We start from the raw sequence: 14,095 nt of genomic DNA, 5'->3' as shown, positions 1-14,095 counted from the left end.
CCGGATCTGCGAGGAGTTGACCGCCCTCCACGCCTTCTCTTTTCACAAAAGCCAGCAGATCTTTTTCGGTGTTCTCTTTACAACAACCGTTCATCCTTCTTTTCAGCGGCGTTTAACAAACGTTGAATTTCGCGAAAGCTCTTTTTATGCATCGAGATAAGCCACCACTCTTGTTTGCTTGCTACCCATTTGACTGCAAAGCGCCACCATGCCCCACCATTTTCACCCAAAAACACAACACTCTGTGCATCTTTTCGTCTAATAACACCATGGGGGCGAATGAGTGTTTGAATGGCGCCCCGAAAATCATCCAAGCGAAGATCACGCGCTTGATGCTCTAACAAAATATGTTTCACACTGTCTGCGGATAAGCGAATAAGAGAATTTTCCGCTGCAAAAACATCACGCACCTTTTGTGGTATCGGTGCAATGGGTATAAACCCGCGAGGCATACGTCCTTCAAACATGGCTTCCAAAAGTGGTGAACCCACAATATCTTCAATGGCAATGCGTTTGTCATTGTCCCCCATCACAGAGACTTTATCACTCAAAAAATTGCTTAAGTTTTGCGCGCGATGTTTCCCAGGGTTCAAATGCCAACCAGGATCAATCCCCTTTGGTATCTTCTCAATTTTCCCCGTTCGCTTATTGTGCCAAACCTGCTTTTCAACATGAAGTGGCTCTGCCCCCTCTTCATAGCCTAAATCTTCTGCTTCATAACGGCTTACCTGTCGCACACTGCATTTACACCGCCAACCATTGGGTGGATAAAGCCAATCCCAAACCGGATCATCAACGGGTGCGGTAAACCCCACCCAACTTTCATGTTCTAAACGCTTATGTTCTGAACTCGACAAAGCATAGGTGAGATAGGGCAAAAATTCTTTATTATTTTGTGTGCGCTCCCACTCACCTGCTGCATGCGCACTCATGGTATTGGCCCAATAGACCGTTTCTAAACGCCGTGGGCTGCCCAATTGCACCACGCTCTTTTCACCAGTTTTGGGGTCAATGCTGGTCTTTTTACCCCACCAACCCTTTTCTTGTAAAATCGGCATCAGATTTTTTTGAAACTCTTGAAAAGGAACTTGATGCTTTATGGCTTCTCCAACCGCTCGCTTAAAATCATCCAAAATATCATAGCCCACCGATTTTGCCACCGTAAAGGAAAAGGCATGTTCTTCTGGTGCTATATCACGCCAATCAAAGCTTGGAACAAGTGCCTTGGCTTCAAAATAACGGGTGACCTCTTTAGGGGCGGTTTTAAAAAGTTCCTCATCCATGATACCCAAGCCCACGTGCAATCATTTGTACTTTTGCCAAGCGCGCTGCTAATGCGTGATGATCCATCTCACCTAGCAATTCATCTAAGCCTTTTAGGATATCCTCATAACTTTTTGCTTCTCTCACAAGCTTTTTAAAAGGCTCTAAAAGGGGTTCTAAGTCCTCTTCCCAGTCGCTTAAAGCTTCTTGTGAAAGTCGGTCCAATTCGTCGTGATGTTTTCCACCCTGCTCTTTTGCACCCTTGTCCTCTCTTGTCACAGAAACATCAAAAACACCTCCACAATCAGCACAAACATGAGCCTTTTCTCCCCTCTCATCATCAAGCGCATTATCAGGAGACTTTAAAACATCTTCTTCTTTTGTTGGTTGCGAAAAGCCAATCTTATTGCGCACTTCTTGCGCCCCAACACGCAAACCCAAGGGCACAAGTTTTTCCAGTGCATCACTAATCGCTTTAATATCTTCATTTTCCGAAATCGGCCAATAGACAAGGGGGGCGCGCTCTTGGCGTCCAAAATTAATCTCAACAAAAGGCACAATCAAATCACGATTAGCCGTTAAAGCTAATTGGCGTGCATCAGCTCTGGCAATATCATGGCGCACATTTTCATGAATGCGCGCTTGCGAAAAGGACGAACCATCATCCGTCGTCATGGTTTGCCCCAACACACCTTTAGAAATTTGTCGATCTAAATATTCCGCCTTAGAAGCAAACACCGCATTGCCACTGCCCCCTGCCGCTTCAATAAATTCAATCTCCATCTCTTTGGGAATAATCGCTGCCGCATCACTGGATAAATCACGCACTGCTTGAATGAGAACCCGTCGTTCCTCATGAGAAGAGCTTGCCCCATATTTACCCACACGCAACGGCATACCGTAAACTTCTAAGAAGGCCATCCAATCTTTCAGTGTATAAGACTTAAACAAAAAAGCCCAAGCTGCAAGCCGCGCAAGCCCAGAACGAATAGGCAAACCGCTTTTTAACTTGGGTCTGTGAATAGAAAATTTATAAGCAGGCAATTCACTTCCATTAAAAGACCCCTCTTCTTTTAAACGCAAATGAAAACCATCCCGCCGATCTAATTGAAAAAACCGCTGGTCACGCCATTTCCAAGCAACCGGCCACCATTCCTTGGCACTCTTGTCCCACAAAGTTTCAACAACCGCATAGCCTTTTCCCAAAGCATCTAACAAATCCGTGACATAATCATCAACAAAGGTAGGCGCACTAATCACTTCCCGCACCGCATCTGCTATCTTTTTGTCCTGTGCACTATTGCTTGCGGCAATCACTCCAGGCTCCACCCCTGTAAGGGCATTTTTACGCATGCCAAGCACAGCACGATAATGCAAATCACGCTCTTCCATATCATCGGCAAGTTGAAAAAACTGCTCTGGATGCCCCCGTGCTGCCTGTTGCAAAATATCAGCAAGTTGCGCAGGGGTGAGACCACTGACAATGGTTTGTGACCACACATCACGAATACCATTAACGGTAGGGCTTGCAACTTCTCGCTCCAACCCTTTGATATTCAGCGCCCTGCCCCACTGATCTAAAAGTTTTACCATCTCATCATCCCATCAATAAATCTTTGATCGCATTGTTGAAAAAAAAGGCGTTGAAAAGAGCGAGCTTTCATCAAAACGATAAGCCTCTCTCACAGGAGTATAATCATAAATTTCAGGAGTTTGGCGGCTGGCAAAATAAGCCAAAGCGCAAGCAATCGCGCTATCACCATGGCGCATAAAACCGTCACTGCCTTTAAAACGATGATTGTCTGGAATTTTCACAATGCCATTGACATAAGCAAGCGCTTGATGATCGGCAACAATGTCACTATCGCGCGGCAAAACAATCGTCCCATCCCCAAAAGCTTCCAAATAAGCCGGCATTTCCTTGCCATACCAACTTTGTGACAAGGGCACTTCCTTCACAAGAGCTCCATAACGTTGCGCCGCTTTTTCGGCTAAATAAGCCCCATTGCCCCGCGCATCTAACGCGCCGCCCATCAAACGCGGCAAACCATTCACCCCATAAAATAAAATCTCTCTTTGTTGATCAAACGGCGTATTGCGCAATTCCACCATAAACCGTACACGGCGCACCAAATCTTGTCCCACCTCCATCACCACAATCGATGTCGCATCGCCACTCCGCGCAAAATCAACACCAAAAACATGTTGGCGCCGCCGGTCAAGCCCAGCATGAAGAGGTTTTATATGCTTCTCACACCAAGCAAAAGCAGCAACACTTCGTTGATGTTCCGATTGATTTTTAAAATCATCCACACAAGCAAAACGCAACACTGCAATGTCAGGCGCGCAACAATTTTCAATCTGCAAACGTGTTAAAGCCGCCCCTTCTTGATCGGCTGGTATGGCATCTAATTCTTGGCGCATCGCAGCCAAACGCACCCCATAAGAGGCACGAATTTGCTCTTCCCATTGTTGCTCAGATGCTAAACTCCACACCTCCCCCTTCATGGCACAAACCCGTTTAAACAAGCCATTTTTAACAGCAACACCAAAGGGGTAACAATGCACCGAAAAAGGAACCTTACCTGCTTTCGCCTCACGGATCAGTTCATTGAAAGGATTGAGCACACCATTATGGGTGGAGATCACACGGATTTTTCCTCCCCAAATGAGCAAAGCATTGACAGCATCCAAAACAGCGCGCACATCTTGATGAAACGCCGCCTCGTCAATCACCACAATGCCCTGTAGTCCGCGAATATTTTCAGGGCGGCTAGAAAGCGCCTCAACCCGAAACCCCGAAGCAAAACGCACCCGATAAGCAGAGATATATTTTGTTGAACCATCCGCCCTTTGATCAGAGAATAAAAATTCCTCAACATCCCCACTATGGCTCGTAATTGCCGAAGCAAAATTGCTCACATAGCCAATAAATTCCCGCCCCTTGTCTTTGGTGTCACCAATATAAAAAACATTATCGCCCCTCGCTTCACGTGCCGCCGCCGCAATCAGTGTATCATCCAAAGCTTCTGCAAAAGTAATGCCGGTCCGCCGACCCTTTTCAACCAGTTTTAACGGGGACTTATCTTCAATCCATGCCCGTTGATGCGCCATCAAAACGCCTTCCGCTAAGGGATCACTCTCTTTGGGAAAAGTACTTCTCTGCCAAATATCAAAACCACTTTGATGATCAAAGACATGACTTTTTGAAAAGGGCTGTTCAGCCATGTTTTACCCCCAACACCTGCGCACGAATAGCTCGCGCTGTTTCTTCTGAGAGCCCCGCCGCCGCCGCTGCAGCGTCAACCGCTTTACTTGCTTTAGTGGTAAAATCCTTCTCTAATCTTTGCCGTCTGGTGGTCGACAAATGTTCAGCCGCCAAAACCCCTTTAAGCGCATTGGCCAATTCTTGTGCTGCCTTTGGCGAAAGGTTTTTCCCACTGCTCAACGTGGAAAAAATCAACTCCTTAATCGCTGCCGCCGTCAAAAGAGTGATATTATCAGAAGCTTTGGCATCAAAACGCTTGGAAAGACTTGCGGCAATTTCTCTTGTCTGTTCTAGGCGCCGTGACATCACGGCTAGCCGCAAAGAATAACGATTAAAACTCGAAAAGGAGGGAATAGAAAAGTTGAGACCCGTTTCCTTTCGTAAAGCCTTCAAAGCTGCTTTAAATTCATCATAAATGGCTTTTTGCGTCTTTTCACGCCCGTTTAAAGCCTCAGCAGCAGCAGCAATAATTTGATCACAAGCTTGCGGCAATAAATCAATCGCCGTTAAACGTCCACGCCCGACCTTGCGCATCCTTCACCTCGTCTTTTATTGATGAACGTTTAGGCCGCTTAATCCCCTCAATGGAAAAGCTTCGGTCTAAATGACGCGCTCCCCGTTCTGTTAATGCCGCAAGAAAAACCGAACCCACACATTTTAACGTAACAGCACCTTGATCTTCCATCCATGCCAATTCATTATGCACAAAATCGCGATCGCGCCTGATGCCATAACTGTATAAAAGCCGCTCAATCATCGCACTCGATAAAGTTTCACTGCGCTCACAAGCAAGCCCTTTTAAAATAATCAACCGCGCTTCTTCACGGATGATTTTATCCATATCTGCTTTCATTTCTTGGCATTCTCCAACAAAAATTCTTGCAAGCGCTCACCAATGGCTGCCACCGGTTGTAATTGTGCAGAAAGCGTGTTGAGACGACCATTCAATTTCTCCATATTCACTTCCAATCTTTGCAGCGCATCACGATCAGGCAAAAAGTCCATCTCTGTTTCTAACTTTTGCACACGCTCTTTAAGCGCCGTGATATCTTTCAGCATTTCCCGCGCACCGGAAGAAAAATAGGCTCTCAAAACCCCACAAATCGCAATAACCGATAACAATAAAGACAACCAGCCATTGGCAACACTGATATCCAAATTCACTTAAAAGTCCCCTCTCTTGTGCCTAAAATCGCCCGCTCCGCAGCTTTTCTACGCTGTTCACAAATCAATAAAGCAGCACGATCACGGCTCCAATAATGCACCACTTCGCGCGCATTCAAAGCACGCTCTGGCAATAAAGCTGGGCGGGCACACGCCATGCGAACAACAGGCGGCAATTCAACCGATAAAAAATGATAAGAAAGGCTACCCACCGGCTTGTGTGTTGAGCAAGCGCACACGCTCAAGCCCAATGCCACCGCCAGTAACCGGCAACTTCCCATTGACTTCCTCCATTTTCACAAGCTTTTGTTCCAAAGCCGAAATCACCCCTTGCGCTCGATGCTCAGCTTCCAACGCTGCTTGTCTTTGTCGCTCTTGTACAAGCAGTGCACGTGCTGAAGCCTTGGCAATCTCCAACTGCCAATACAAATCACGCGCCTTTTCCGCTTTTAAAATTTGCGCTTTCATAAAGCCAAAAGCCGCCAACATCACACTGACCAAAAAAAGCAGACCAAAAGACAGTTTTGAAAGTGGGCTAAACATTGCTTTTATCTCCCCACCTCGTTATCTCCACCCCATCATAGGAGCGGCTATGCCGCTTATGGGAATGTTTCCTATTAGAAAAATCCAACGAGCCAAAGCCACGGTGCACCCCCAGATTGCCAACAATAATCGCCACCATCGAAGGAATAGAAATGCTCGCCATATCAACAATATGCGGAGCCCCCCACAAACCACCAGAAACGAGCAAAAAAATAACCCCCCAAGCAAACCAAAAGGACCACCATAAATAGAGCCTAGAACCACGATAAGAAGGTTTCATGCCTTTACCTCGCCTCCAAGCCCCAAAAGCTTTTTAGCGCGGTTCAAATAAATCAAACGTTGCACAAGTCCATTCTTGCCCCCATTGATCGCCTTGGTAATCCCTAGATAATCATCTTGATCAGCCAGCCTATTCAAGCCTTTCATTTGCCAAAACCAAACAGCAGACCAAAGCGCTGCTGGAAACTTTTCCAGCTCTTCTGGAAAATCTTCACAATCAACCGCTTGTTCATCGACTGAGCGCCAAAACTTCGTAAAACGACGATAATTATTGCGCCCCGTCAACTGGATCAAACCACGCCCCTTAAAGTGCACCCCATCCCCAGGGTTGACATTGCCTAAATCACGCCGCCCCTCATAAGCGCGCCCTGAGGCATATTCACAAACGGTAAAAAAGCCATCACTCTCATGGGCACATTGGCTTAAAAAATGGGCAATACGCAACGGTGTTGTGAGTGCCCCATAAGATAAAGCTTTAGGCAACACGCGTGCCATTTCAACAATAATAAAATCTTGGCGCGCATGATGCGCCAATTTAGGCGCAAGGCGATGAAGAAAAGAGGCATCTATTGAAATCATAACAAACCACTCAATGAATAAAAATCCATTCGCAGTTTATCGGATTTCAAACCCCCAATATAAGCCTGACACTGTCAGTCAAAACTCTCAATACTCATAAAACTCTGAAAATAACGAACCTTGTGGTTCTTGCAAAGAAATTTTCTTCTTCAAGCGATAGGCTGTGCGCACATGCATACCAGAAACAGCAGCGGCAGCATCCACCGACCAGCCTTTTTGCAACGCTTGCACCATTTTTTGCCGCCGTTCAGCATCTCTGCCAAGGGGGATAAGAAGACGCACTCCCGAACCATTAAAACAAAAATGGTTGATGAGTTGCTGCGCCTCTTCAAACCCAACAATTTCAATCAACCAATCCGCACTCTCAAGACGCCCGGGTATATAAACTTCTCGTCCACCAAAAGCCCGCATCATATTCCATGCTGCTTCACTGCCCGCAACATCAGCTATTTCACGCAATAAGGCAGGAAAATCGCTATAGATTTCCTCTTGCATACATGCTTACCCCTCGCTTTTAACACCTTTACGGATTTTCCGCCCCCAAACATTCATAACTTCTCTAAAATCGCCCCCACTCATCTCACCCAAAGCTTTACCACTTAACGCCATAACACTTTGGTGAAAAGCCCCAAGATCAAACACAGCATCGGGATTCAAACACTTCCATTGGGCACACAAAATGGAAATGCTTGGTTTATTCCTCCATGAATCTTCGCGGTTTTTCCCTTTCCAGTCAACCCCACCCTCACGCTGCAACCAACCTTTCAACGCCTCAATAGCTCTGCATGCATCATCGCTATCGCGTAAAAAGCGAATATGATCAATCCCTGTCTGTCTTTTCACAAAGGCAAGCAACGCCTTATCTGAACGATCACGGATAATGCCAAGATTCCACCCAGCAATCCAGAGCGCCTGCAACTTCTTGGCATATTTTCCCTCTAAAAGCTTCACATTCGGCTCAAAACCAAACGCTTTCATTTCAGCGACGACTAAACGCTTCTCTAAAACACTCAAATCTTTCGCCGATTGCTTGCCCGTCAAGCGATAGAGCAGTGCGCGATAGGTCTCATCATCAAGACCTAACGCGCGTTTGCCCATATGAATAGCCGCTAAAGACATGGTATCCCCTTAATTTCCCCCCTTTTATGTCTTGGCTAAATCAAGCGTCACAGCCCGCCAAGGGCTTTCCAATGTATCGCGCTCATAAAAACGCACATATTCCTTAGATGTTGTCACACGAATAGCTTCACGGATCGCCCGCATCGCCTCTTTCCAGCGTGGATCATCAATATCCAAACGCAACAGCATAAAGATTTCGCCCCGATTCACCTTGCCTTCTTTATCCGTATTAAAAGCACGCGTAATAATCGCACGGATTTCAGGGCGTGCATCCGCAGACCATTCATTCAAACACTCATCAAGAAGGCTTTTGGCAATTTGCAATTGCGGTCCAAAATCAACACTTTCCTGAACTTGCACCTTAATACGTTGCAAACCATCAAAGCTTGTGTAAGTACAATTGCCCTTTTTGCCACGCCGCTCCACACCATATTCTTGCGCAAGCAAGCTATCAAAACCACTCAAATCCGCAATCGTATGGCTGTTAAAACGTGCAATCCTTGCCGATAACTCTTTCGCATAACCCATAACCTTACGTACCGTTTCGTCTTCTAATAAATCCGCAGGGCGGATCAAACTTACCGGCACCAAAGCCCCTTTTGCATCCTTCATATAACACGTACCATCAAGTTCAATTTGTGGATTCATTTTTGATTTCCTCCTTTTTTTCTTGAAACCGACGAAATGGTAAAACAGAACCCGATAAAGGGTCATATCCCGCTTTCAATTGCCAACGACACCGCATAAGCTCATGACCTAAAACGTGGTTATAGCCCGCTAGGCGGCGCAAATAATCATTCAATTCTCGAACATCTTTCGCACTCAGAAAAATGCCCTCCATTTCATGCTTGAGTAAAGCAGAACGCAAAGCAACCAAGCAATCTCTCACCATATAAGGGTTCCGTTCCATCATTTTCCTCCTCCAAAATCCATATGAATAACCGTTCCTTTCTCACCCTCATCACTCTTGGCATGAAGCGCTTGGCTACAACGTAAAGCTTCCACAACTTGCCCCTCCAAAACCGCATCAGCTTCGCTTAAGCGGTGAATACTCAGTTCCAATTCAAGCGATAACGCCAAATCAACACACAATTTAAGCGGCTCTCCAATATCAAAACCCCGTTGATAATCGTCATAAAGACCAACAAGCGTATTCGATAATTCCTTATTGCTTATCGAGATCATGCCAATTCCTCCACGTCACGGTTTTTCCATGCCGCTTTGACATGTTTCAAAGTCACCTCACACCCATCCCCAAGCGCTGCCATGCGTGCCAACATCATGGTTTTGTCAATTTGCCGCAAAGCTCCAGCCTTTAAGCCTATCCCTGTCAAAAACTTTATCGCACCAACATCTTCAATCCCCCAATCATGAATGCGCGCTGCAATATCCTCACTATAGGGCTTGCGCCGTTTCAAATGCATCGCCAATCGGCTTTTAATTTGCGCATAAGAGGGACCATTTTGACGATGAACCAACCGTCCAGAGATTTCATCATTGCCAACCAAAGCCAACCCCGTACCATTGATATCAACAAAGTGGCGCAACTGATTAATCGCTTCATCCGTTAAATTTTGCGCCTCATCAACGATCAACAACGTGCCACTGCCCACGCGCTCTAATTTCTTACCAATCGCACGTGTTAAGCGGGTGGGATTATATTCCACCACTTCCAATTCTGCTGCCATATCATTCAAAATACCATGAACACTACGCGTATGCGGGCTTGCTGTCACCAGATAAACATGCGGGCGGGTAGAGCGATAATGGCGGCAGGTTTCGGTCTTACCACTGCCCGCATCAAGCGTAATCATCACCATATCCCCCGTACTTTGTGCCAGTGTTAAAGTATCAATAATCTCACTGGCAATTCGATTCCTCTGAAAGGCTGGTTTTTCAGGGATCTTCTCCAAAAAACCCGCCGTTTCCTTTAAAACCTCAACCCATTGTTGAACCTTCGCATTTTGCTTACCCAATTGCCCCGCATAACTGCCCGCATACCATTGCGAAAACGTCCCATCCGGCATGCCTATGCGCCGCGCCACCTCTGCTTTCGACCAATCATTCATTTGCCCCAAAGCTCTCACCGCATCCACAAGCTCATTCCATAAAGCAATGTCATCACTGTTGCGGTTTTGTGCTGTTCCATTAGGCTGGATTTTAGGTCGCGCCCAAGGATTTTTATCGACCGTTGCATTTATCGCGTTTTTCATGTATATTCCCCTCTGTATTGATTTTAGACTATTGATAAGGGGAAGGGCTCCCACCCGCCCCTTATCTTTTGTCTTTAGAATGAACATTTAAAGCCGTACGCGATACTAAAACGGCTAACCTTGCAAATCCCCTCTCTTTCTCACACATCAGGGAACTTGCTAACTCCACGTATCTCACCCGATCAGGCAAAGACACCTAGAAACTTCATGTATTGATTAGACTTTTAAAGGATTAAGATTCCTCCCCCCTTTCTTTGTTAACGCTTCAAGCTGGTACGCGATACAAAACCAGCTTCCTTTTGAGAATTCTTATAACCCCCCCCTCTCTTTTCCTATTTCCTTATTCTATTGCTTGGGAAACTTGATCACCTCACGCCCCTCATCAGAGGCGGAAAGCTTTCTCAAAGCTTTATGCAAGTGTTGACTGAATTCTTCCTCCCCCAAAGCCTCATCATCGTCTGCTTTCAAAGCTAAATTCCCCACATGGTTTGGCATCAAGCGGCTCACCTTTGGCTTTATCGGAAGCTTCGATTTGAACGCTTCATCCTTTTTCTCAAGGCGCCCATAAACATCGGCCAAGTGATCAGGCGCAAGCTTTGCTGCCAACTGTTTTTCTGCTTTAACAGCCTTCACATATTCTTTACGCAAACGCCCATTCAAGCGCGCCGCCTGCTGGTCATAAAAACCTACATCACAAAGGCATGGTGCCAAACAAAGCAACCGATTGTTCAAATCATAAACCCGTAAATCTTGATGCAAATTATCCGGATCAAAGCGTACAATCACCTTTTGCCCCGCATGCTCATTCAACGCCCGCGCCCAATAACGATTGCCATAAAAATGGATCTCCCCCGTACCCTTTTGCGCACGCAACGCCTCTGAGGTTAAAAGCCATAAAGCCCGTTGTGCCGCCGTTGCTTGCCGAATAATCGTTCCCTCGGCTTGCAAGCTCTCAGTAAAAGTCTCATCAAAACTGCGCCCCGCACAATTAACCGCCTTACGCCCTGCTTGCGCATTGTGTGCACAAATTTGCGCACCAACATGGGCTTTAAACGCTTCAAATCCTATCGCGCGCTTGCCATAATCTTCAGGCTTGGCATCCGGTTTATTGCCCGTATAAGCCCCCGCACAAAAGGGATGTTTCGAAATCGCTTCTGCCAGATCACGCCATGCCCGCTCAATCGGTTTAGACTGTCCGCTATAAGGGGTGGTCCATTGCAATTGCACACCCAAACTCGTCAAAAGCCCCTGCGGATCATCCGGCTTAATCTTAAAACGAAAACGGTTTTGCACACCTCCAGAAATCCACTTGCTGGTAAAGGCACGCCCATTATCCAAGGTCATACGCTCCGGTATCCCATAAGCTTCCACCATGTCCCCAATCACCAAACGAACAATTTCCCAACTCTCAGCATCTGACAGGCGCCAAGATAAAATCTTGCCCGAATAAAGATCTTGAATGGCAATCAAATAAAGCCGCACAGGCTTCTCTGTCCAAGGAACATTCACAAAAACATCCAGCTTATGTCCATCCATATTCACTGCTTGCAATGCATGCAAACTTGAGCGATCACGCCGTTGGGCTGGATAAAGCTTTTTTGCCTTTTCTTCTCCCTCACGCGCTAAAACCACAACCGCTTTGGAAATTTGCGCCTTAAAACGACGCCGCAAAGCCCGCTCAGAAGGAATGGGCTCAAAACCCCGCTCCTGCGCAACCGAAACCATGCGCCGATAACACGCCGAAAAAGCAGGTTTAGAGGGGCGCAAATAATCCGAACAAAAAACCTCCCACGCCCCCTCATGACACGGCGCAAATTGCGAAACATTCTCCTCACCATAACAAGGCGCTAAAGCTGCCAACCAATCAGGGCGCTCATACCCCTCCACCATCTGCCGCCAATTAAAAAGCGACATCCGGCTCACACCAAATTGCACCGCACTCAAACTTGCCGCATCATGCACACCCATACCGGCATGGAGCAAATCTTCCCAAAAGCAAAGTGCCTTCAAACGCTCTTCACAGCGCCTTTTATGCGCCTTGGAAAGCCCCTCATAACGCACCCAAATACTTGTCTTTTGCTCCCCTTGCGTTTGTTTCACATCAACAGCCCCACCAAACCGCACAAACAATGCCGCCCGCGCCCCCTCCGGCAATAAAGAAATGTGATACTCCCAAACCGGCTTGGTTTTGCCTAATGTTTGGCGAAACAATTGTGTATTCAAACGCCATTTCTTAAGCGCAAGATTGTTGAGACCGATCTTTGTTTTCGGCAACCCTGGCAAAGCTGCCTCAGCCAATTCGGCAATAGTAAACCATTCCTTCATGGCTGCCCCCTTTTAATGCGAACCGGCGTTGCGCGCATGGCTTTCAATTGCGCTGCAATCTCCCGCTGTTCCTGCTGCAACCGCGCAATTTCTGCTAAACGTGCCTCATCCCCTTGCAACAGCAACAATCCATCTTCACTCACCACCTCATCCCAGAGCCAAAATGCCTCTGTCGCCCGCACAAATGCCTTAAACCGCGGCAGGGAAATATCCACCTGCTTACTTTCCGCAACATACGCATCCAAACTCGCCTTACTTAAACACCCAATCCCTAAATAATGCGCCATACGCTCCGCAATCACACTGCGCTCATGCCGGCATTCTCTCAAAGCACGCGCCATCGCACGCTTAATGCGCGAGCGAAACCGCCCTAAATCAATCTGTGCAACGGGTTCGCGGCAGGGAAAAACCGGCTTTTGAAAAAAATCAAGCTGCCCGCAACCATGCCTCTTCATGCCTGCTCCTCCCCCGATTGCTTGTTCAAATAATCATAAAACCGCGCCTTTGTCTGCGCATCTGCTCTCTGCCAAACACCCAATAACTGAGCAAAAACCCGCTCTTGTTCATTGATTTGTGGTGGTGTATTAACGCCATTGACCAAATCAACAGCCCGCCGTAAATCTCCCTCAACCTGTTGGAGCGCAATCGCCACCCGCCGTTGCGCAACCGGCTCCATCTTTGCTAATTTTAACAACTGCGCTTGATTATCAGCCAATGCCGTCCCCCGCAAAACAGAGCGTAATTCTGGCTGTAGATGCTGGGCAATACAGTTAAGACGTTTTACAACATCTTGAGAAAAACCAATGCGGTCCGCCACATGTTTAGCAAAAGATAAAGTTCTCCTCTTGCCATCTTCTCCCTCCATTTGAGCAATAGGGTCAACTTGACCCAATTGCTTTAAATGTGCATCACCACCGATCAAAGGTGCAACTTGCACCTTTGATTTTCTATCACCACCACGTTGAATCTCCCCATACTTCTTTTCCCACAATTCACGGTACGTCTGCACAAACAAAGCGCGGTCAATCACTGACAATTCATTGCGAAAGAGGTTTTCTGCCACTTCTAAAAGCGCAGCATTGTCCTTATCAGCCTGCACCACAACTGCATCAATGTCACTATAGCCCAAAAGCTCAGCAGCACGAAGCCGATGCGCACCAGCTATAAGCGTATAATTGCCTTCCTTAGCATTGGGGGTATGGCGCACCGTAATCGGATTCATCAATCCCTCCCGCACTATTGATTGTGCAAGCGCCTTGGCATGCTCATCATCTACAGGGCGTATACGCTCCGGTACCACAATCACATCAAGAGCAAGCTTTTGAAACTGTGCCATCACGCC

At 46.9% G+C, this 14,095-nt stretch carries 19 protein-coding genes; all 19 read right to left on the bottom strand.

Annotated elements, in window-relative coordinates; translation table 11 throughout:
• Positions 1-77: 77 nt before the first annotated feature.
• The 19 genes from ACFIN0_RS08435 to ACFIN0_RS08345 all read right to left on the bottom strand — a co-directional run bounded on the left by ACFIN0_RS08435 (position 78) and on the right by ACFIN0_RS08345 (position 14,089).
• Entirely contained in the window at positions 78-1,283 is a 1,206-nt protein-coding gene (locus tag ACFIN0_RS08435) for a phage minor head protein (RefSeq protein ID WP_375702309.1), read from the bottom strand.
• Positions 1,276-2,856, bottom strand: coding sequence for a DUF935 domain-containing protein (locus tag ACFIN0_RS08430; RefSeq protein WP_375702308.1), 1,581 nt, complete (start codon positions 2,854-2,856; stop codon positions 1,276-1,278). Before ACFIN0_RS08430 ends, ACFIN0_RS08435 begins: the two co-directional genes overlap by 8 nt.
• A 12-nt stretch (positions 2,857-2,868) precedes the next feature.
• Positions 2,869-4,491 (bottom strand): hypothetical protein, encoded by a 1,623-nt coding sequence (locus tag ACFIN0_RS08425; RefSeq protein WP_375702307.1) that lies wholly within the window; start codon positions 4,489-4,491, stop codon positions 2,869-2,871.
• Entirely contained in the window at positions 4,484-5,065 is a 582-nt protein-coding gene (locus tag ACFIN0_RS08420) for a phage protein Gp27 family protein (protein WP_375702306.1), read from the bottom strand. Before ACFIN0_RS08420 ends, ACFIN0_RS08425 begins: the two co-directional genes overlap by 8 nt.
• Positions 5,028-5,384, bottom strand: coding sequence for a hypothetical protein (locus ACFIN0_RS08415; RefSeq protein ID WP_375612320.1), 357 nt, complete (start codon positions 5,382-5,384; stop codon positions 5,028-5,030). Before ACFIN0_RS08415 ends, ACFIN0_RS08420 begins: the two co-directional genes overlap by 38 nt.
• The gene (locus ACFIN0_RS08410; protein WP_375607966.1) at positions 5,381-5,695 is read right to left on the bottom strand and encodes a DUF2730 family protein; all 315 of its coding nucleotides are present in this window, start codon (positions 5,693-5,695) and stop codon (positions 5,381-5,383) included. Before ACFIN0_RS08410 ends, ACFIN0_RS08415 begins: the two co-directional genes overlap by 4 nt.
• Positions 5,692-5,907: a hypothetical protein gene (locus ACFIN0_RS08405; protein ID WP_375629082.1), complete on the bottom strand. Its 216-nt coding sequence runs from the start codon at positions 5,905-5,907 to the stop codon at positions 5,692-5,694. The genes ACFIN0_RS08410 and ACFIN0_RS08405 overlap by 4 nt, the downstream gene beginning before the upstream one ends.
• Entirely contained in the window at positions 5,900-6,238 is a 339-nt protein-coding gene (locus ACFIN0_RS08400) for a hypothetical protein (RefSeq protein WP_375702305.1), read from the bottom strand. Before ACFIN0_RS08400 ends, ACFIN0_RS08405 begins: the two co-directional genes overlap by 8 nt.
• A complete protein-coding gene (locus ACFIN0_RS08395; protein ID WP_375631548.1) occupies positions 6,231-6,518 on the bottom strand; it encodes a hypothetical protein in 288 nt (95 codons plus the stop codon). Before ACFIN0_RS08395 ends, ACFIN0_RS08400 begins: the two co-directional genes overlap by 8 nt.
• Entirely contained in the window at positions 6,515-7,096 is a 582-nt protein-coding gene (locus ACFIN0_RS08390) for a glycoside hydrolase family 19 protein (protein ID WP_375702304.1), read from the bottom strand. Before ACFIN0_RS08390 ends, ACFIN0_RS08395 begins: the two co-directional genes overlap by 4 nt.
• An 87-nt stretch (positions 7,097-7,183) precedes the next feature.
• Complete coding sequence (locus ACFIN0_RS08385; RefSeq protein WP_375629092.1) at positions 7,184-7,591, bottom strand: helix-turn-helix domain-containing protein; 408 nt, start codon at positions 7,589-7,591, stop codon at positions 7,184-7,186.
• 6 nt (positions 7,592-7,597) lie between these two features.
• Complete coding sequence (locus ACFIN0_RS08380) at positions 7,598-8,215, bottom strand: gp16 family protein (protein ID WP_375702303.1); 618 nt, start codon at positions 8,213-8,215, stop codon at positions 7,598-7,600.
• A gap of 24 nt (positions 8,216-8,239) precedes the next feature.
• Positions 8,240-8,863 (bottom strand): DUF3164 family protein, encoded by a 624-nt coding sequence (locus ACFIN0_RS08375; protein ID WP_375702302.1) that lies wholly within the window; start codon positions 8,861-8,863, stop codon positions 8,240-8,242.
• Positions 8,847-9,125, bottom strand: a complete 279-nt coding sequence (locus ACFIN0_RS08370; RefSeq protein WP_375693701.1) for a hypothetical protein — start codon at positions 9,123-9,125, stop codon at positions 8,847-8,849. The genes ACFIN0_RS08375 and ACFIN0_RS08370 overlap by 17 nt, the downstream gene beginning before the upstream one ends.
• Positions 9,125-9,400: a hypothetical protein gene (locus ACFIN0_RS08365; protein ID WP_375702301.1), complete on the bottom strand. Its 276-nt coding sequence runs from the start codon at positions 9,398-9,400 to the stop codon at positions 9,125-9,127. The genes ACFIN0_RS08370 and ACFIN0_RS08365 overlap by 1 nt, the downstream gene beginning before the upstream one ends.
• Positions 9,397-10,428 (bottom strand): AAA family ATPase, encoded by a 1,032-nt coding sequence (locus ACFIN0_RS08360; RefSeq protein WP_375613740.1) that lies wholly within the window; start codon positions 10,426-10,428, stop codon positions 9,397-9,399. Before ACFIN0_RS08360 ends, ACFIN0_RS08365 begins: the two co-directional genes overlap by 4 nt.
• Positions 10,429-10,773: 345 nt before the next feature.
• Entirely contained in the window at positions 10,774-12,753 is a 1,980-nt protein-coding gene (locus ACFIN0_RS08355; protein ID WP_375702300.1) for a transposase domain-containing protein, read from the bottom strand.
• The gene (locus ACFIN0_RS08350; RefSeq protein WP_012232200.1) at positions 12,750-13,208 is read right to left on the bottom strand and encodes a hypothetical protein; all 459 of its coding nucleotides are present in this window, start codon (positions 13,206-13,208) and stop codon (positions 12,750-12,752) included. Before ACFIN0_RS08350 ends, ACFIN0_RS08355 begins: the two co-directional genes overlap by 4 nt.
• Positions 13,205-14,089: a ParB/RepB/Spo0J family partition protein gene (locus ACFIN0_RS08345; protein WP_375702316.1), complete on the bottom strand. Its 885-nt coding sequence runs from the start codon at positions 14,087-14,089 to the stop codon at positions 13,205-13,207. The genes ACFIN0_RS08350 and ACFIN0_RS08345 overlap by 4 nt, the downstream gene beginning before the upstream one ends.
• Positions 14,090-14,095 lie beyond the last annotated feature (6 nt).

It is taken from the genome of Bartonella sp. AA89HNZF (genome assembly GCF_042196905.1).
Lineage (GTDB): Bacteria > Pseudomonadota > Alphaproteobacteria > Rhizobiales > Rhizobiaceae > Bartonella.
This window is presented reverse-complemented; position numbering and strand designations above follow the sequence as displayed.